We start from the raw sequence: 19,029 nt of genomic DNA, 5'->3' as shown, positions 1-19,029 counted from the left end.
CATACGCGGCGCCAGCAGGCCTGGGCGTCGTCCAGGCGCCATTTCCACCGCAAGCTGCGCGGTATCTCGTCCATGTCACCTCGCTGCCACGACTGTTTCAGTAGACTTAGCGTACGTCGGGCAGGGTGCGGGACGGAAGGGGTTTACCGGCGGATGGCGTCGGCGATGGCGTCGGGGCGGTCCAGGTGGACCAGGTGGGCTGAGTCGGGGAGGACCTCGACGGTGCCGTGGAGGGAGTCGGCCAGTCGTTGCTGGCCGGCCAGCCAGCTAGTTGCGGTGAAGCGGGAGCTGCCGCCGGTGGCGACCAGGAAGGTGGTCGGGACGATCTCGCCGACCGGGCCGGCGACCAGCTTGCCGACCTCGGCCGCGAGCTCCCAGCTGTTGGCGAGCTCGTCCCAGAACAGCAGCCAGGACAACGCATCGCCGTACCGCTTCCGCGCGGTTGCCTTGGACAACAGATCCCGGTTGGACGCGCTCCCGATCCGGACGATCAGCCGCCGGAGCGCAGGACCGAGCAGCTGCGGTACGCCGACCCGCCCGAGCAACCGCAGGAACGCCCGCACCGCCCGGTCGCCCCGCGTCCCCGGATACAGCCAACGCAAGCCGCTCTCCGACGTGAGACTGGTGTCGACGAGCACGAGCCGGCTCACCTCGAGCGGCCGGGTCAGCGCCCATCGAAGCACGGCGAGGCCGCCGATGGAGTGCCCGATCAGCCCGATCTCCGCGTCCGCCGGCACGCCGGCCGCCGTCCGCAACTCGTCGACACCCGACGTGATCGGCGTCCGCCACGGATCGATCACCCTGAGATCCAGCCCCGGCAACAGCTCGGCCACCCGGGCGAACTCTTCCGGAGTCTCGGCCAGGCCAGGCAGGAGGATCCAGGTTGTTGTCATCGCAGAAAAGCTTGCCTCAGGCCTGGTAGCAGTGTCGCCATCATTAAGCAGACCAGCAGGACCGAGACACGCTGCAGGATGCCGGGCGGATGAAGATCACTGCCGGTCAGCACCTCCAAGCCGGTCTCGATGCCGAGCCAGGCCTGGGTGATCACGACCCCGGCAGCCAGTACGGCGACCAGCCGGCCCCACAGACCGCCCCAGCCCGAGCGGCGCAGGACCAGGACGGCGAAGATGCCCATGGCAACGCTGCCAATCCCGGCCGTGGTCGAGGTGATCTCGTGCAGCAGCAACGCCGTACCGGCCTGCCCGTTCGCCTCCGCGGCACGGCAGGCTTCGCTCAGAGACGGCGCGCAGTCCATCGGCGAGAACGAGTCGAACAACGTGCCGGCGCCGAAAACCGCCGCGCTGATCAGCAATCCCGCGACATCGCGGTGCATCCGCGCCGCCGGGCGGCCGAGGATGGCGGCGACCAGCAGGAGCACGCCGGCACCGAGGTCGAGCGCCCGGGCGTACGGGCTGGTCGGCTGGTCGCGGGCGCCGAGCTCGCTGAGGAACGAGATGTGGACGTCGAGCGGGTAGCCGGCAACCGCCTCCAGCAGCAGGCTGCAGTAGAGCACCCCGGCGGCGATCATCACGTTGCGCATCAAGCGATACGGGACGGTCACCATGCCCGCCAGCGTCGCACACCGAGCAAGGCGATCACTGTCGACTCAGGTACACCGTCTCGGTAGTGCCAGCGCCACCGAAGGTTCCTGGAACTAGTGGGATGATCGCTGGGTGCGCTCGGTTCAGGCAGAGGTGGTGGTCCCGCAGTGGCAGCATCGTGCTGCTGTCTGGGTCGGCCGGGTCGTGGTCGCCGCTTCGGTCTGGTCGTTCATCGCGATCCCGTTGCACCTGTTCGCCCCGGCGTACGTCCGGCGAGTGGATCAAGCCTTCGATTTCTTCGGCATCCCGGCCGGGCACACGTTCTTCTCCGCGGTCTACCTGGCCGTCATCGGCAGTGCCTTGCTACGCGGCAAGCGCGCCGCGCTGCTCTGGGTGCTGTGGGTGTTCCAGGCGCTCTGGCTGATCGAGCAGACCGCGGCGGTCGCCTTCACCAGCGTCCGGCTTGCCAACCCGAACGACGCCGAGCTGCTCCGGGAGTTCGGCCCGGCCACCGTCCAGGACCTGGAGTGGGGGATCGCCCAGCTGGTCGTGGTGGTCGCGATCATCGTGCTGCTGTGGAAGATCCGCGGCGCGTTCCCGGCCCGGCTGGCGCCCGGCACCCGGCAACTCGCGATCGGCGCGCTGCTGCTCGGCCTGCTGATCTCGGCCGCGGTCAGCATCACGCTGACCCAGATCTTCCCGAAGGACCTGACCGGCCAGCGGGAGAAGGTCGGCTGGGCGATCATCGCGGCCCTCGGCCAGTCCCGTAGCCGGATGGGCGGTCACGAGGGACACGGCTGGATCGGCCTGACCGTCGGCGCCATCTCGGCCGCCTCGCTGGTGATCGCGTTCGCCATCTTCCTGCGCTCGGTCCGCCGGGTCCGCTACCTCAGCCAGGCCGAGGAGCTCGACGTACGGCGGCTGCTCCTGCTGCACGGGGAACGCGACTCACTCGGGTACTTCGCCACCCGCCGGGACAAGGCGGTCGTCTTCTCCCCCGCCAAGGACGCCGCGATCGCGTACCGCGTGGTCAACGGAGTCAGCCTGGCCAGCGGCGATCCACTCGGCGACCCGGCCGCCTGGCCCGGCGCGATCAAGGTGTGGCTGGCCGAAGCACGGACCTACGGCTGGTCCCCCGCCGTGCTGTCGGCGAGCGAGGAGGCGGCGCACGCGTACGTCGACGCCGGATTGCGGGCGCTGTCGATGGGCGACGAGGCGATCATCGACGTCGCCGACTTCACGCTCGAAGGCCGGACGATGCGGCCGGTCCGGCAGGCGGTGACGCGGGTCCAGCGGGCCGGGTACCACGCCGAGGTGGTCCGGCACGGTGACCTGTCGCCGGAGGCGTTGTCCGAGTACGTCGGGCTGGCCGAGAAGTGGCGCGGGGCGCAGACCGAGCGTGGCTTCTCGATGGCGCTCGGACGGCTGGGCGATCCGGCCGACGCGCGGTGCGTGATGGTGATCGCCCGGGACGCCGACGGGGCGATCCGCGGGTTGTTGTCGTTCGTGCCTTGGGGTGTGCGGGGCGTCTCGCTCGACCTGATGCGGCGGGATCCCGAGTCGGTCAACGGCTTGATGGAGTTCATGGTCACGTCGCTCGTGGACGCCTGTGGGGATCTGGGTGTGCACCGGATCTCGCTGAACTTCGCGATGTTCCGCGAGATCTTCAGCGACGCCGAGCGGGTCGGCGCCGGGCCGGTGCTGCGGTTGACCAACGCCTTGCTGACGGCTGCCTCCCGGTTCTGGCAGCTGGAGAGTCTGTACCTGTCGAACGAGAAGTACCTGCCGCGCTGGTCGCCGCGGCTGGTCTGCTACTCGCGTGGTGCGTCGCTGGCCCAGGTGCTGCTTGCGGCCGGGACGGCTGAAGGGTTCCTGCCGGCGCCGCGGCCGTGGACCCGGGTCGACAGTGTGGAGACGGTCGATCGGCACGCGATCATGGCAGCGGACGGTGGCGCCTTCGCGATCGCCGTACGGGGGCAGGAGGACGAGCTGCTGCGGCCGGCTCTGCCCGATCGGAAGCTGACCGAGCAGGAGCGGATCCGCCGGACGAAGCTGGTCGAGCTTGTTGCTGCTGGCATCGATCCGTACCCGGTGAGCGTGCCGCGGACGGAGACGCTGGAGCGGATCCGCTCGCTGTACCCGAACCTGCCGGCCGACCACCGCACGGGGGTGACCGTGTCCGTCACCGGGCGGGTGATGCGGATGCGGAACCACGGCGGGCTGTCGTTCGCGCAGCTGCAGGACGGGCTGTCGCAGCTGCAGGTGATGCTGACCGCGGACGAGTGTGGTGACGTCCCCCTGGACCACTGGCGGCGGCTGGTGGACATCGGTGACCACGTCAGCGTGACCGGCGAGGTGGTGACGAGTCGTCGCGGTGAGCTGTCGATCGCGGTGACGAGCTGGGTGATGGCGGCGAAGTGCCTGCATCCGTTGCCGGACAAGCGGAAGGGGTTCACCGACCCGGAGGCGCGGGTCCGGCAGCGGCACCTCGACCTGGTGATGAATCCGGACTCGCTGCGGATGATGCAGCAGCGCAGTACGGCGGTACGGGCCCTGCGCAACGGTTTCGAGGCGCGCGGGTTCATCGAGGTGGAGACGCCGATGCTGCAGGCCGTGCACGGCGGGGCGAACGCGCGGCCGTTCGCGACCCACATCAACGCCTACGACACCGAGCTGTTTCTGCGGATCGCGCCGGAGCTGTTCCTGAAGCGGCTCAGCGTCGGTGGGCTCGGCAAGGTGTTCGAGCTGAACCGGAACTTCCGCAACGAGGGTGCGGACGCGACCCACAACCCGGAGTTCACCTCGGTCGAGGCGTACCAGCCGTACGCCGACTACCACGTGATGCGTGAGCTGACCCGGGAGCTGCTGATCGAGGCCGCGACCGCGGTCTTCGGCAAACCGGTGGTGCAGCGGCCGGACGGCGAGATCGACATCTCCGGCGACTGGCCGGTCATCACCGTCCACGACGCCGTCGGCCGTGCCACCGGGGCCTCGATCTCGGCCGACACCACGGTCGAGGAGCTGCGGGAGCTGTGTACGGCGCACGGCGTACACACGACCTTCGAGCTGACCACCGGCGAGCTGGTCCTCGAGCTGTACGACGAGCTCGTCGAGCCGACCACGACGCTGCCGACCTTCTACACCGACTTCCCGCTCGAGACGTCACCACTCACCCGGACCCACCGCTCCGAACCACGCCTGGCCGAACGCTGGGACCTGGTCGCCTTCGGCGCCGAGATCGGTACGGCGTACTCCGAGCTCGTCGACCCGGTCGAACAACGCCGCCGCCTCACCGAACAGTCCCTGAAAGCCGCCGCCGGCGACCCCGAAGCCATGTCGCTGGACGAAGACTTCCTCTCCGCCCTCGAATACGCCATGCCCCCGACGGGCGGCCTCGGCATCGGTGTGGACCGCGTGATGATGATGCTCACCGGCCAAAACATCCGCGCCACCCTCGCCTTCCCCTTCGTCCGCCCCGCGGCACGGGACTAGTTCGGGGCGGGGATCTCGCGCTCGGCGTCCAGGCGGCTCGCGATGTCTGCCCGCAGGGCGGCCTTGTCGATCTTTCCGACCTTGGTGGTGGGCAGCTCCTCCGCGAGGACCAGGCGTTCGGGGAGTTTGTAGGCCGCTACGCCTAGCTGCTCCATCGTGGTGCGGACTTCGGTGAGGGTGAGGGTGGTGTGGGGGCGGGGGACGACGTAGACGCAGACTCGTTCGCCTAGGCGGGGGTCGGGCATCGCGACGGCGGCTACCTGCTGGACCTGGGGGAGGGTGTAGGTGAGGTTCTCGACCTCCTCGGCGGAGATCTTCTCGCCGGCCCGGTTGATCATGTCCTTGTCGCGGCCCTCGACGATCAGGTTGCCGCCGGCAACGATGCGGCAGATGTCGCCGCTGCGGTACCAGCCGTCGGGTGTGAAGGCGCGGGCGTTCTGCTGCTCGGCCTTGTAGTAGCCGCGCGGGGTGTAGGGGCCGCGGGTCAGCAGGGAACCCGGCTCGCCGGCGGGGACCGGGTTGTCGAAGGGGTCGACGACCATGACCTCGTCGTCGGGGCACATCGGGCGGCCCTGGGTGGTGCAGATGATGTCTTCGGAGTCGTCGAGGCGGGTGTAGTTGAGCAAGCCTTCCGCCATGCCGAAGACCTGCTGCAACGTGCAGCCCAGCACGGGCTTGATCTTCCGGGCGACCTCGTCGGCCAGCCGGGCTCCCCCGACCTGCAGCACCCGCAGCGAGGACAGGCCCTCACCGGCGTAGTCGTCCAGCCAGCGCTGTGCGACCGCAGGCACCACCGCAGTGTGCGTGACACCCTCAGCAGCGATCGTGGCAAAGGCCCGCCGCGGCTCAGGGCTCGGCAGCATCACCACAGTCCCACCGACGAGCAGTGCGCCCAGCAGACCGGGGCAGGCGAGTGGGAAGTTGTGCCCGGCCGGCAGCGAGACCAGGTAGACCGTCGAGGCATCCATGCCGGACACCTCACCGCTCCGCTTGGCGTTGTACGTGTAGTCGTCATGCGTGCGAGCGATCAGCTTCGGCAGTCCCGTCGTACCACCGGAGAGCAGGAACACCGCAACACTCCGGCTGTCCGGCTCCGGCCCGTCCCAGACGCCGGCATCCGAGCACAGCGAACGCAGGTCGACGCTGTCGCCGCGCAGGTCGTCACCAGCGACCAGCACGTGCTGCAACGACTCCACCTCGGCCACGAGCCGGTGCCCCAACTCCTGGTGGTCGAAGCCCCGCAGTACATCCGGTACGGCGACCGCCGCAGCCTCAGCGTGCGCCGCCAGGTAGGACAGCTCGTGATAGCGGTGACCAGGCAACGCCATCACGGGTACGACGCCCGCCCGCAGGCACGCCAGCGTCAGGACGACGAACTCCCACCGATTGGGAAGCTGTACGACGATCCGGTCGTCCGCACGCAGTCCCAACTCCAGCAGCCTGCCGGCAGCGCCGTCGGCACGACCGATCAGCTCGGCGTAGGTCAACCTGACCTCACCGTCCACCAGTGCGACCTTGTCCGGCGTACGGGCCGCCTGCTGCCAAATGTGGAACGGCAGACTGCGCCCTTCCCAGTAGCCGGCCGCGACATAGCGCGCCGCGTCCTCATCAGGCCACGGCACGACACCATCGGCGATCGGACTGACCATCACTGCTCCTTGCTCGTGATCACGGCGTCCAACGCGACCAGGCCGTCGCGCGTCAGCCGGAGGGGATTGATCTCGATCTCGTCGACCTCCGGTGCAGCCAGCAGGACCGCACCAAGCGCACGCACGACCCGCGCCAACTCCAGAGCGTCCAGCACCGGGCCACCACGCCAGCCGTCCAGCAACGCACGCCCCAGCAGCTCGTCCGGCATCGCGGCCGCTTCAGCGACGGACAACGGCGCAGCCCGTACGGCGACATCGGCAAGAGCCTCCGCTGTCGTGCCGCCGAGGCCGACGAGCACCACAGGTCCGAACACCGGGTCGCGGCGGGCGCCGACGATCAGGTCGACACCAGCCGGCGCCATCGCCTCGACCAGCACCCGCCTGTCGCCAAGCTTCTCGAGCGCATCGGCCAGGTCCGCGCGGCTCCGGATCCCCAGGTGCACGCCACCGATCTCGGTCTTGTGCAGCACCGTGGCGTCCAGGATCTTCACCGCTACGGGCCCACCGACTTGGTCCAGCGCGGCGTACGCCGCGGCAGCGGAGTCGCAGGCGAAACGGGCAGGCGTGCGGATGCCCAGCGAGTCCAGGACGGCCTTCGCCTGGTGCTCGTCCAGCGGGCCAGGTGGTACCTGGACCCGGTCAACGGGTTCAGGTACAGAGCGACGGTGCGCCAGCCTGGCGTCTTCCACCAGGGCTCTGATTGCATGCGCGAGGGCGGTCGGGCTGGTGGCTGCTGGGTAGCCACGGCTGTGCAGGCCCGACCAGACTGCGCTGACGTCCGCGGTGGAACCGCCCACGCCGACCACAGTAGGCGTGGAACCGGCGAGCGGGGAGAGTTCGGCGGCCAGGTCGAGGCTGTCGGGCTCCGACAACGCGTACACCGCGACCAGGTCGACCGCCGGGTCGTCGCCGACCACGGACACGACCGCACCGAAGCCCGGCGCCGGCCGGCCGGTGTCGACCGGGTTGGCCTGGTAGGTCATCGGTGGAAGCAGTTCGCCCAGCTGAGCCTGCGCAGAATCCGACAACACCGGCACCCGGATCCCGGAGCCGCGCAACCCGTCCAGCAACAGAAGTCCGGGACCTGCCTGTGCGGTCACGACGCCGACGCCGGGGTCAGCGGCCGGCTTCAGCCGAGTCATCGACAACGCACCCACAGCGTCGACCAGTTGGCGCTCGTCGTCGACCAGCACCGCACCGGCCTGGCTGAGTACACCCCGTGTCGTACGCCAGGAGGTGGCCAGCGCACCCGTGTGCGACTGCGCGAACTCCCCCACGTCGTTGCGCCCGACAACCAGCGCGACCACCGGCTTCACCGCCGACAACCGCGCTACCGCGTCGGCGAGCCGCGACCCGTGAGCAACCGACTCGATGTGCAAGGCAACAGCAGTCGTCGCCGGGTCGTCCAGCAGATACTCGAGTACGTCGACCATGTCGACGTCTACCGCGTTCCCCAGGCCGACGGCAACGCTGACGCCGTACCCGGCCTCAGCGAGCAGGAACGACAGCGCGTGGTTGACACCACCGCTCGCCGCGACAACCCCTACTCCGCCGGAAGGCACCATGGCAGCGCTCGGCACGAAGCTGGCGGTCAGCTTGCGCGACGGCACCAGGAAGCCGGACGTGTTGGGCCCGAGCAACCGGATGCCATAGCGGTCGACCACCTCAGCCAAGGCGTCCTGGTACTCGGGGTGACCGGCTTCAGCGAACCCACCGGCACACACCAGGGCCGCGCTGGCGCCCGCCTTCGCTGCTTCCGCGACCGCGTCCGCGCTGGCCGGCGCCGGGACGCAGACCACAGCGAGGTCGATCGGAGCGCCCAGCGTGTCGACCGCTTCCGCGACCGAGCCGTGCAGCTGCGAGTCCCGCGAGTTCACCAGCGCGAGTGGTGCGTCGTACGTGGAGAGGGAGCGCGCCATCACCGCGCCGAGCTTCGCCGGGTTGCGCGAGGCGCCGATCACTGCGACCCCGCGAGGGGTGAACAACCCGTCCAGCCCGGTCACGCGCTCCCTCCCACGCTGAGGCTGACCCCGGTGGCGCGACCGCTGGTCCGGCCCACCAGATCGGCGCGCCCGGAGAGGATGAGGGTCTCTACCTCGTCCGGGGTCAGCTCGTCATCGATCACCAGCGCAGGTGTCCTGGCGACCAGCCGCGACTCCTCCGCCAGCAGGGTCCGCGTCAACCGCGAACCACCGTGCACCGCCACCACAGCAGGGCCGGCCAGTACGCCGGAGTGCAGTGCAGCCAGCGCAGCCGGCAACCCCTGCTCGTCGACCGGAGCCTCGACCCACAAGGCCCGATCACCGACGTCCGCGACGTCCACCCACCGACACGGCAACGACAGCCCAGCCGAGCGGAACGGCGTGTCCAGTGGAGCCGGGCCGTTCGCCGCGTGCCACGCCGTACGCGTCGCCGCGACGAAGGCCGGGTGGCGCCGGGCCAGCTTCCCGCCACTGATGCTCCGGGTGAGGAAGTGGAAGGCGAACTGCCAGGGCTCGAGCGTGTCGTGGTACCGCCCGAAGTGCTCCCACCAGGACAGGCTCGGCCGCGCCGACCCCTGGATCTTCTCCACCGACGGCCGGGCCGCGTCCTCGTACGCCGCCAGCGCGGACGGGATGTCGTCGGACGAGGTCAGAGCCGCGGCCAACGCGACCGCGTCCTCCATCGCCATCTTCGTCCCCGAGCCGACCGAGAAGTGCGCGGTGTGCGCGGCATCGCCCAGCAGTACGACGTTGCCGTGCGACCAGCGCCCGGTCCGCCGGGTCCGGAAGCTCCCCCAGCGCGAGTTGTTCACCAGCAGCGGATGACCGTCGATCTGCTCGGCGAACAGCTTCTCCAGGTACACCTTGGTCGTCAGGTCGCTCGGCCCCGGCGGCTGCGAGACGTCGAACTCGTCCAGCCCGGCCCGCAGCCAGGAGTCCCGGTCGGTCTCGACGATGAACGTGCTCACGTCCGGGCTGATCGGATACCCGTGTACGGCGAACACGCCGTCGTCACCGCGCTCGTGGACGAAGGTGAGTCCGTCGAAGTGGTACGTCGTACCGAACCAGATGAACTTCGCCGCCGCCGTCTCCACCATCGGCTCGAGAACGCCCGCCAGCCGCTCCCGGATCCGTGAATTGGCGCCGTCGGCCGCGACCACCAGGTCGTAACCCGTCAGGTCGTCCAGGTCCACCTCGGTCTCGAACCGCAGGGTCACTCCGACGTCGACGGCCCGCTGCCGCAGTACGGCGAGCAGCGTCTTGCGGGCGATCGCCGCCATCCCCATCCCGCCACACCGGAACCGCTCGCCCTTCAGGCGGACCTCGATCGCGTCCCAGTGCACGCCGTACTGCGTGAGTGCGTCGCGGACCACCGGGTCGGCGGCGTGGATGGCGGCCAGCGTGGCGTCGGAGAACACCACCCCGAATCCGAACGTGTCGTCCGCGCGGTTGCGCTCGAACACGGTCACCTCGGCCGACGGGTCACTCGCCTTCACCAGCGTGGCGAGGAACAACCCGCCCGGCCCGCCGCCGACACATGCGATCCGCATTGCTGGTTCCTCTCAGGCCCGGGTCGTCTGGGGAGTCGTGCCCAGCGCCGGTTCCGCCCGGCGCTCCCGCCCGGTCCGCGGTACGGCGGCGATCACCAGCGCACCGAGGACGGCCGGGACGGCGAAACCGTAGAAGTTCCAGTCGAGGCTGAGCCCGGAGTCGAGCACCCAGCCTCCGAACAGCGGTCCGACGATCGCGCCGAGCCGGCCGACGCCGAGGGACCAGCCGAGCGCGGTGGCCCGGCTCCCGGCCGGGTAGTGCGTAGCGACGTACCCGTTGACGAGGATCTGGGTGCCGACTGTGCCCAGGCCGGCGATCGCGATCAGCAGGTAGAGGGCGGCCGCGGCCGGGTTGACGCTCAGCGTGTAGATCGAGAACGCGGCCAGGGCGAACGCGACCGTGGTGACGACCTTCGAGCCGAACCGGTCGGCGAGCGTCGACGCCGCCAGCGCGCCGACGATCGCGCCGAGGTTCATCACCAGGAGGAACCGCAGCGACGAGCCGAGCGGGTAGCCGGACTGCCGCATGATCTGCGGGAGCCAGGTGTTCAGGCCGTAGACGAGCAGCAGCCCGAAGAAGCTGGCCAGTCCGAACAGGATCGTCGCGGCGAGGTGCTTGCGCCCGAACAGTACGGCCAGCGCACTCCACTTGCTGCTGGTGCCGGCCGCGACGGGCTCGGGCTGCACGCCGTACCTGGCAGCCAGGGCAGCCGCCTCGTCGTGGCGGCCGCGCGCCTGCAGGAAGCTGACCGACTCGGGCAGGAACTTCCAGGCCAGCGGCAGCACCAGGACGAGCGGCGCCATCCCGATCCAGAACATGATCCGGAACCCCTGCGTGGGAACCAGGTTGATCGCGAGGACGGCGGCCAGCACGCCACCGAGCGAGAAGCCGGAGAACATCAGCGCGTTGTTGAAGTTCCGGCGGTGCGGCGGCGCGTACTCGACGGTCAGCGCGATCGCGGTCGGGACCACGCCGCCGAGGCCGAGGCCGGTGACGAACCGCAGGATGCCGAACACCTCGGGACTGGGCGCCAGGGCGGTCGCCCCCATCGCGAGCGAGAACCAGATGATGCTGGCGAACATGATCCGGCGCCGCCCGACGATGTCGGTCAGCGCGCCGACGCAGAGCGTGCCGATCACCATGCCGATCAGCGCGTAGCTGCCGATCGCGCCGGCTTGGGCGGCGGTCAGCTGCCAGTCGGGGTTCTTCAGCAGGGACGGTACGACGGCGCCGTACACGATCAGGTCGTAACCGTCGAAGACGATCGTGACGAAGCAGATGGCGACCACCCAGAGTCCGGCGCGGGACCGGGCGGTGGTGGCGGTGGGACTGGTCATGTGCGGGCCCTCGATTCGTGCCGGGCTGGCTGGGGATGTTCCGAACGTAGAACTGATCACAGACGACCGTCAAGACTTTGACACGCTTTTGGTGGCACCATGAGAGGATGAGCGCAGCGAACCACTGGGAACGGCTCCGAGGAGACGTCATGAAGCCTCGGTCGATCGTCTTCGACCTCTTCGGCGACTACATCCGCTACCACGGCGGCGAGGTGCGGCTCCGCACGCTCACCGCACTGCTGGAGTGCTTCGACGTCGGCGAGAGCACGGTGCGCGTGGTGATGGCGCGACTGCGGCGTGAGGGCTGGTTCGACACCCGGCGGGACGGCCGCGAGACGGTCTACGCGCTCAACGACAAGAGCTGGCGACTGCTCGACGAGGGCCGGACCCGGATCTTCGAAAGGTCGCGGGAGCGCTGGGATCGGCAGTGGTCGATGGTCATCTACTCGGTCCCGGAGAGCGACCGCGCCCTGCGCGAGGAGCTGCGGAAGGAGCTCGCCTGGCTCGGGTTCGGACCGCTGGCGTCGTCGACCTGGGTTTGTCCGCACAACCGGCTGACCGAGGTCCAGGAGCATTTCGCCGACCAGCCCGCCGTACGGCTGGATCTGCTGCAGTGCACGTCGTCCGGGTTGTCGCGCGATCGGGAGATGGCCGCGCGATGCTGGGACCTGGAGTCGCTCGACGCGGACTACGCCGAGCTGCTGCGCACGTACCGGCCGCGGATGAAGGCGTACCGCGGCGGCAGCGTGTCACCCCGGCAGGCGCTCGTCGAGCGGATGGAACTGGTGCACGACTACCGGATGTTCCCGTTCCGCGACCCAGACCTGCCCGAGGAGCTCCTCCCCGCCGGCTGGCACGGCCGCGAGGCCCACGACCTCTTCCTCCAGGCCCACGAGGCCCTCAAAGAGCCGGCCACCCGCTTCTTCCTGGACCTCACCACCACCGACCGAGTCGCCTGACCTCAACCACGACGGCGGGGACACCCCCGCCCTCAGCCCACCGGTCTCGACTGAACCGCTCACGGTTCGCCTGAGCGGTTGCGCTGATCACAACTTCGGCTGACCCTCTCGCCCAGACCCCCTGTGCCCGCATACCCTTTGCGGCACAGGGGGTTGGGGAGACGTGGGGGAAGTGCATGAATCGCTTTGCTGTGCTGTGCGCGGGTTTCATCCTGCTCGCCGGCTGCAGCGAACCGCCCATGGTCGACAGCACCTCGACCACGCCCTCGGTCAGCGCAACGCCGGTCGAGGCTCCGGAGGTCTCGACACCAGCGGGTCCGCTCGGCGCGGCGGCGTACCAGGCCGAACTGACGAAGGTCGAGCAGGGTCTGGCGGGTGACCTGCGCGCGCTGACCCGGGTCCGCACCGCCGAAGCGCTGACGCAGACGATGGACAGTCTCGGCGCCTCCCTGAACGCCGCGGCCGAGGATCTGGCCGAGATCACGGTGACGCGCCGGCTTACGGGTGTCCACAAGGTTCTGTCGGGCGGACTCGAGGCTGCCGCCGACGCCCTGACCACCTCGGACCGGACCGAGCTGAACGCCCGCTGCGGTGGTGTCGCGTACACGTCGCAGAAGGTCCAGCGCCGGCTACGGGCGGACCTGAGCAGCGCGATCGTCGCGCTCCGCAAGCTAGACCTCCGCTTCGGCGGCACCCTTCCCGACCCCGGACCCGAGCCGGAAACGGCGGTCCCGACCAACGGCGACACCCTGGTCCGCCGCGGTCCCGCCGGGTCCGGACGCCTCCGCGTCATGAACCGTACGGCGAACGACGTCGCGATCTCGATCGTCGGCAGCGGGCAGCCGCCGAGCAAGCCGCAGGTGATGACGTACGTCGAGGCAGGCAAGACCGCCACGATCAGCCGGATCGGCGGCGCCTACTCGCTCTACTTCAAGAGCGGCACCGACTGGAGCCCGACGCGGCGCCAGTTCAGCGCGGACTGCTCGTTCCAGAAATTCGAGCGCTCCTTCGGCCGCAACCTGTTCTGGCAGGTCGACCTGAAACCCACGATCACCGGCAACGCCCCGACGACGGAGGTCGAGGCCTACTAGAGCCCGAGCTTGTCGAGGATGGAGGTCAGGACGCCGCCTAGCGTCGGCGGGTCCGGGTCCTCGGGGTCGTCCGGGGTGGTCGGCGGGTTCGTCGGGGTCGTGGGCGGCGGGTCGTTCGTGGTCGGCGGCTTGGTGGGCTGCGTCGTGGGGTTGCCGGTCGTCGTCGAGATGGTCGGCTTCGGCGGCACCTTGGTGGCCGGCGGCTGGGTCGGGTCCTGGTGGTCGACCAGCTCAGGAGCCGGCTTCGGCGTCGGGCACGGGGTGGCAGGCTGACCGTCGGTCGTGACGACGGCCGGCACCGTCGTCGTTGTCGTTGTCGAGGGCAACGGAGGGGTCTCGCCGGGAGTCGGCGGCTGGGTCGGGACCGGGGTCTCGGAGCCGCGCGGGACGGTCGGGCCGCCGCTGGTCGGGATCCGGCTGGGCTCGAGGCCGGCGACCGGGTTGGCCGGCTCCGGGCCGCCGCCGGGCAGCGGCAGGAAGGCGGCACCGATCCGGGGACCGCCGAGCAGGGCGATCAGCAGCAGGACGGCGTACAGGAGCAGTAGGCCGCCGGCCGCGAACCCGGCCTGGCGCAGCCGCTGACGGTTGTGCCAGGGCGGACGGGCCATCGCGGCGGGGATCGGTTTCACAAGTCCCGCAGGTTATCGGTTGATCCAGCGCTTGAAACAGCCCTTGGAAGAAATTCCACGCTAGATCGCAACTATTCGGCAATTTCGTTCCGGTACGCATTCGTAGAATTGCACTGAGTTAGCTGAGGACGCGCCAATCCGCCGGGCAGCACGTCATTTCCTGTGGAACCCTGCTCCCATGTCTGCACTGGTGCTGCTGCACGGTCTCGGAGCCAACGGCCGGGTCTGGGACGCCTGGCCGCAACCGCGGTTCGCCCCCGACCTCCCCGGACACGGCGCGGCGGCGGCACTGCCGTCGTACACCTTCGGCTCGATGGCCGCCGCGGTCGCCGAGACCCTCCCGGTACGGCGTGCCGTCGTCATCGTCGGCCACTCCCTCGGCGGCGTGATCGCCCTGGAACTGGCGAGCGGCCGGTACGGCATCGAGGTCGACCGCGTCGTCGCGGTCGGCGTGAAGGTCACCTGGTCGGACGACGACCTGGGCCGGGCCGCCGCGCTGGCGCAGAAGCCGATCGCGTGGTTCGACACCCGGGAGGACGCGGCCGCGCGGTTCCTCAAGGTCTCCGGCCTGCAGGGGCTGGCCGACCCGAGCGACCCGGTGGTCGAGCACGGCCTGACCGAGGTCGACGGGCGCTGGCGCCTGGCGATGGATCCCGGCACGTTCGGTGTCGGCGCTCCCGACATGCCGAAGCTCATCGCGGACTGCAAGGCCGACCTCGTCCTGGCCCGCGGCGAGGGCGACCCGATGAACACCGACGACGAGCTCCGCGCGCTGCACGACCAGGTGGTCGTCTACCCGGGGCTCGGGCACAACGCCCACGTGCAGGACGCGGGTCTGCTCAGCACTCGATGACGTTGACGGCCAGGCCGCCGCGGGACGTCTCCTTGTACTTGATCTTCATGTCGGCGCCGGTCTCGCGCATCGTCTTGATCACCTTGTCCAGGGTGACGACGTGCACGCCGTCGCCGTGCATCGCCATCCGGGCCGCGTTGATCGCCTTCACCGAGGCCATCGCGTTGCGCTCGATGCACGGGATCTGCACCAGCCCGCCGACCGGGTCGCAGGTCAGGCCGAGGTTGTGCTCCATCGCGATCTCGGCCGCGTTCTCGACCTGCTCCGGGGTGCCGCCGAGCACCTCGCACAGGCCGGCCGCCGCCATCGAGCAGGCCGAGCCGACCTCACCCTGGCAGCCGACCTCGGCGCCGGAGATCGAGGCGTTCTCCTTGTAGAGCACGCCGATCGCGCCGGCGGTCAGCAGGAACCGGACGGCGCCGTCGTCGGTCGCTCCCGGGACGAACCGCCGGTAGTAGTGCAGCACGGCGGGAATGATGCCCGCGGCGCCGTTCGTCGGGGCGGTGACGATCCGGCCGCCGGACGCGTTCTGCTCGTTCACCGCCAGCGCGAACAGGTTGACCCAGTCCATCACCTTGAGCGGGTCGACCGACCACGGATCCGAGCTCAGCCGGGTGTGCAACGCGTGGGCCCGCCGCGGCACCTTCAGGCCGCCGGGCAGGATCCCCTCGGTCTCGCAACCCTCGCGGACGCAGTCCTGCATCACCTGCCAGATCCGCAGCAGGCCGTCGTGGATCTCCTCCTCGGTCCGCCAGGCCAGCTCGTTCGCGAGCATCACCTCGCTGATCGACAGCTGCGACTCACGGCACCGGTCGAGCAGCTCGGCGCCGGTGGTGAAGTGGTACTTCAGCGAGGTGGTGTCCGGCACGATCCGGTCCCCGGCGGCCGCGTTCTCGTCGACCACGAAGCCGCCGCCGACCGAGTAGTAGGTGCGTTCCCGCAGCACCTCGCCGTCCGCCGTACGGGCGGTGAACATCATCCCGTTGGGGTGGTACGGCAGTGCCTTGCGCCGGTGCATGGTCAGGTCGGTGTTCTCGTCGAAGCGGATCTCGTGCACGCCGGCGAGCAGCAGCCCGCCGCGTTCGCGGATCGTCTCGACCCGGGCGTCGACGGAGTGGGTGATCACGGTCTCGGGGTCCGCGCCCTCGAGTCCGAGCAGGACGGCCTTGTTGCTGCCGTGGCCGTGGCCGGTCGCGCCGAGCGAGCCGAAGAGCTGGGCCTCGACCCTCGCCGTGCGGGCGAGCAGCCCGTCGTCGGCCAGACCGAGTGCGAAGGTGCGGGCGGCGCGCATCGGGCCCACGGTGTGGGAGCTCGACGGGCCGATCCCGATACTGAACAGGTCGAAGACGCTGATCGCCATCGTGTGGAGGTTCCTTCCGGTCGCCGTTGACCGTTTGGTGTCCTCCCCGCTCTGTCAGACGGACGTCTTCCAGAGGTGCCTCGCCCGTACGGTGAAGGTGCCTGAGAGATTCTTGGGGAGAGTTGCTCCTACGGCGCCCGGGTCGTGCCCGGGACTCTCCCGCACGGGTTCATGCGGCTGTTGAGTTGACTGACGTCCGTGACGGTACGGCGGCCTCCCGGCCGACGTCAATCCGGCCCGTGCGCACCGCCCAGATCTCGAAGAACCAGGTGAACAGCGGGGGAACGCTTGCTGCCAGGGCGGCCAAGGTGACCGGCCAGGACCAGCGCAGCGGGCCGCGCACGACCAGCACCGTGAGCACGTAGACGATGAAGATGCCGCCGTGGATCGGGCCGAAGATCCGCACCCCGAGCTCGTTGTCGGACAGCACGTACTTGAACAACATGCCGATCAGCAACCCGGTCCAGGAGACCGCCTCCGCGATCGCCACCCACCGGAACCACACCGCATGCTTTGTACTCATCAGCGACCGACCCTAACAAGTCCCCCAAGGCGCACCCGGGGTCGGCCGGGGGCTCGTCCCCGATGTGGCCGAGCAAACGGTTGCCGAGGATCGAGGGAGTCCGCAGACAGGAGATCTCCCGCATGAGATTCAGACAACGCGCCCTGGCGTCCGGAGTGGCGCTTGGTGTCGCGACCGCCGGCCTGGTGACGCTTCCGGTGTCGGCAACTGAGCCGAAAACCCAGCTGCAGTGGGCCGACTGCAAGCCGGAAGGCAACGACAAGCCGGAGGTGGTCAAGGGCTCGCAGTGCGCGACCCTGCAGGTCCCGGTCGACTGGCACGACCCGGACGGACCCACGTTCGGTCTCGCGATCGCCCGCCGTACGGCGAAGAACCCGAGCGACCGCGTGGGTGTGCTGGTGTGGGGCCCGGGTGGTCCCGGTGACTCCGGTGTCGACCGGGTGAAGACCGGGATGAGCCGGTTCAGCCAGCCGGTGCAGGACCGGTTCGACGTGGTCAGCTTCGATCCGCGCGGCATCGCCCGGAGCAACCCGGTGAAATGCTCGGCCGCGCTGCTGGCCAAGCAGCCGTCGCCGATCATCAAGAACCCGGCCGAGTTCGCCGCGACGATCCGCTACAACCGCGACCTGGCCGCGGACTGCCGATCGAACACCGGCCCGGTGTTCGATCACCTCGACACCTGGCAGACGGTCCGGGACGTGGACGCGGTTCGCGCCGCGCTGGGTGAGTCGGCGATCTCGTTGCACGGCAGTTCGTACGGGACGCTGCTCGGGGCGCAGTACGCCGAGACGTACCCGAAGCGAGTCCGGGCGATGGTCGTGGAGAGCGTCGTCGACCACAGCGCCGACTCGACTCGCTCGTTCCTCGACTCTCAGGCATGGGCTGCCCAGGACTCGTTCGACGGGTTCGTGAACTGGTGCGACGCGGCGACGGCTTGCGCGCTGCACGGTCGGGACATCCACGCGGTGTGGGCGGACTTGCTGGCCCGGGCGGATCGCGGCGAGGTACCCGATCCGCAGAAGCCGACGCTGCCGGTCACGCCGTACTGGCTGAGCTTCAACGTCTTCCGCGCGCTCTACGGCCCGCGCTGGACCGACCTGGCGACCATGCTGAAGACGCTGGACGCCAGCGCCCCGCCGATCGGTCAGCCCCCGGTCCCGACCGGCCTGGCCTCGAACACGCTCGCGGTCTTCTGCCAGGACTGGAACCTCCCGGTCCGCAACTACCAGGAGTACGCCGGCCTGCTCACCCGCCTGGCCCGGAACAACCCCGACATGCGCTACCCCGGCCAGCTGATGGCCGTCTCGATGTGCCTCGGCCTGCCGGCGGCGGACAACCCGCAGCACCGGCTGAAGGTCCGCGGCCTGGACGACCCGATCCTGCTGATCAACGCACGCCACGACCCGGCCACCGGCTACATCTGGGCGCGTAGCGTGGAGCGCCAGCTCGGCCGGTACGGCGTCCTCCTCACCTACGAGGGCTGGGGTCACGGCAGCTACAACAGCAGCCCGTGCATGCAGAACACCGTCGACGCCTACCTGCTCACGCTCGCCGCCCCGAAGCGCGGCACGAGCTGCCCCGCTGTGCCACCGGTGTAGGAACTGCCCCGGGCAGGCGTCTCCCAACCAGACGCCTGCCCGGGAGTCGTCAGACCGGTACTCCGGTCACCTCGAGCACGCGGTCGAGGTGGTCGCCGCGGACCATGCGGCCCGCCAGCAGGCGCAGCTCGGCGCACGCGGTCTCGAGGGCCTGAGTCTGGGATCGGCAGTTGTCGACGTACCAGAACGGGTCGTCGGGCTGCGGATCGTCGGCGTCGTCGATGTCGGCGTACCAATGCCGGTCGCCGTAGTGCACCACGCGCACTCGCAGGTTCATCTCACTACCCCCGTGTCCCCAGGAAACCGGAGTCCCCCCGGGCTCCAGCTCGGCCGCCTCGGCCCCGGCGCGTGGTCGCGACCCCCCACTCCACGCGCCGGGCCGAGTTCGACCCTCCCCCGCTCGCTACATCGTTGCCGACGGCCTCGGTGTTACTGCTTGTGACGAATAATTTTGGGTGATTTCG

The 19,029-nt window shown here is 69.8% G+C and carries 15 protein-coding genes and 1 riboswitch; of the genes, 5 read left to right on the top strand and 10 right to left on the bottom strand.

Going from position 1 to position 19,029, the window contains the following annotated elements; translation table 11 throughout:
- Nucleotides 1-143: 143 nt before the first annotated feature.
- Nucleotides 144-893, bottom strand: coding sequence for an alpha/beta fold hydrolase (locus tag ACWCOV_RS12945; protein WP_449829432.1), 750 nt, complete (start codon nucleotides 891-893; stop codon nucleotides 144-146).
- Complete coding sequence (locus tag ACWCOV_RS12940; RefSeq protein ID WP_449829431.1) at nucleotides 890-1,564, bottom strand: DUF998 domain-containing protein; 675 nt, start codon at nucleotides 1,562-1,564, stop codon at nucleotides 890-892. Before ACWCOV_RS12940 ends, ACWCOV_RS12945 begins: the two co-directional genes overlap by 4 nt.
- 109 nt (nucleotides 1,565-1,673) lie before the next feature.
- On the opposite strand from ACWCOV_RS12940, the gene lysX reads away from it, so the two are divergent.
- Nucleotides 1,674-5,033, top strand: coding sequence for a bifunctional lysylphosphatidylglycerol synthetase/lysine--tRNA ligase LysX (gene lysX, locus ACWCOV_RS12935; RefSeq protein WP_449829430.1), 3,360 nt, complete (start codon nucleotides 1,674-1,676; stop codon nucleotides 5,031-5,033).
- Here lysX and ACWCOV_RS12930 read toward each other — a convergent pair.
- Genes ACWCOV_RS12930 through ACWCOV_RS12915 form a run of 4 tightly spaced genes read right to left on the bottom strand, consistent with a single transcriptional unit; the run spans nucleotide 5,030 to nucleotide 11,552 of the window.
- Complete coding sequence (locus ACWCOV_RS12930; RefSeq protein ID WP_449829429.1) at nucleotides 5,030-6,682, bottom strand: (2,3-dihydroxybenzoyl)adenylate synthase; 1,653 nt, start codon at nucleotides 6,680-6,682, stop codon at nucleotides 5,030-5,032. The genes lysX and ACWCOV_RS12930 overlap by 4 nt on opposite strands.
- A complete protein-coding gene (locus tag ACWCOV_RS12925) occupies nucleotides 6,682-8,685 on the bottom strand; it encodes an acetate--CoA ligase family protein (protein WP_449829428.1) in 2,004 nt (667 codons plus the stop codon). The genes ACWCOV_RS12930 and ACWCOV_RS12925 overlap by 1 nt, the downstream gene beginning before the upstream one ends.
- Entirely contained in the window at nucleotides 8,682-10,214 is a 1,533-nt protein-coding gene (locus tag ACWCOV_RS12920) for an FAD-dependent monooxygenase (protein ID WP_449829427.1), read from the bottom strand. The genes ACWCOV_RS12925 and ACWCOV_RS12920 overlap by 4 nt, the downstream gene beginning before the upstream one ends.
- Nucleotides 10,215-10,226: 12 nt before the next feature.
- Nucleotides 10,227-11,552, bottom strand: coding sequence for an MFS transporter (locus ACWCOV_RS12915; protein WP_449829426.1), 1,326 nt, complete (start codon nucleotides 11,550-11,552; stop codon nucleotides 10,227-10,229).
- Nucleotides 11,553-11,701: 149 nt separating this feature from the next.
- Between ACWCOV_RS12915 and ACWCOV_RS12910 the strand changes: the two genes are divergently transcribed.
- Complete coding sequence (locus tag ACWCOV_RS12910; RefSeq protein WP_449829425.1) at nucleotides 11,702-12,511, top strand: PaaX family transcriptional regulator; 810 nt, start codon at nucleotides 11,702-11,704, stop codon at nucleotides 12,509-12,511.
- A gap of 176 nt (nucleotides 12,512-12,687) precedes the next feature.
- The gene (locus ACWCOV_RS12905; protein ID WP_449829424.1) at nucleotides 12,688-13,602 is read left to right on the top strand and encodes a hypothetical protein; all 915 of its coding nucleotides are present in this window, start codon (nucleotides 12,688-12,690) and stop codon (nucleotides 13,600-13,602) included.
- On the opposite strand, the gene ACWCOV_RS12900 is transcribed toward ACWCOV_RS12905, so the two are convergent.
- Nucleotides 13,599-14,231: a hypothetical protein gene (locus tag ACWCOV_RS12900; protein ID WP_449829423.1), complete on the bottom strand. Its 633-nt coding sequence runs from the start codon at nucleotides 14,229-14,231 to the stop codon at nucleotides 13,599-13,601. The genes ACWCOV_RS12905 and ACWCOV_RS12900 overlap by 4 nt on opposite strands.
- A gap of 178 nt (nucleotides 14,232-14,409) precedes the next feature.
- On the opposite strand from ACWCOV_RS12900, the gene ACWCOV_RS12895 reads away from it, so the two are divergent.
- Nucleotides 14,410-15,084 carry an alpha/beta fold hydrolase gene (locus tag ACWCOV_RS12895; protein WP_449829422.1) on the top strand — a complete coding sequence of 225 codons (675 nt, stop codon included), beginning with the start codon at nucleotides 14,410-14,412 and terminating at the stop codon, nucleotides 15,082-15,084.
- Here the strand turns inward: ACWCOV_RS12895 and ACWCOV_RS12890 are convergent.
- Complete coding sequence (locus tag ACWCOV_RS12890) at nucleotides 15,071-16,444, bottom strand: L-serine ammonia-lyase (RefSeq protein WP_449829421.1); 1,374 nt, start codon at nucleotides 16,442-16,444, stop codon at nucleotides 15,071-15,073. The two genes, ACWCOV_RS12895 and ACWCOV_RS12890, sit on opposite strands and share 14 nt — an antisense overlap.
- A gap of 79 nt (nucleotides 16,445-16,523) precedes the next feature.
- Nucleotides 16,524-16,616: riboswitch (glycine riboswitch) on the bottom strand.
- Nucleotides 16,614-16,967 (bottom strand): DUF3817 domain-containing protein, encoded by a 354-nt coding sequence (locus ACWCOV_RS12885; RefSeq protein ID WP_449829420.1) that lies wholly within the window; start codon nucleotides 16,965-16,967, stop codon nucleotides 16,614-16,616. (Overlaps the previous riboswitch by 3 nt.)
- Before the next feature lie 122 nt (nucleotides 16,968-17,089).
- Here ACWCOV_RS12885 and ACWCOV_RS12880 point away from each other — a divergent pair, with 122 nt between their 5' ends.
- On the top strand, nucleotides 17,090-18,565 hold the full coding sequence (locus ACWCOV_RS12880) for an alpha/beta hydrolase (protein WP_449829419.1): 1,476 nt from the start codon (nucleotides 17,090-17,092) through the stop codon (nucleotides 18,563-18,565).
- A 49-nt stretch (nucleotides 18,566-18,614) separates the two neighbouring features.
- On the opposite strand, the gene ACWCOV_RS12875 is transcribed toward ACWCOV_RS12880, so the two are convergent.
- Complete coding sequence (locus ACWCOV_RS12875) at nucleotides 18,615-18,842, bottom strand: hypothetical protein (protein WP_449829418.1); 228 nt, start codon at nucleotides 18,840-18,842, stop codon at nucleotides 18,615-18,617.
- Nucleotides 18,843-19,029 lie beyond the last annotated feature (187 nt).

This window comes from Kribbella sp. NPDC002412 (assembly GCF_053592935.1).
Note: the sequence above shows the minus strand (reverse complement) of the source record. Positions and strands in the feature narration are given on the sequence as shown.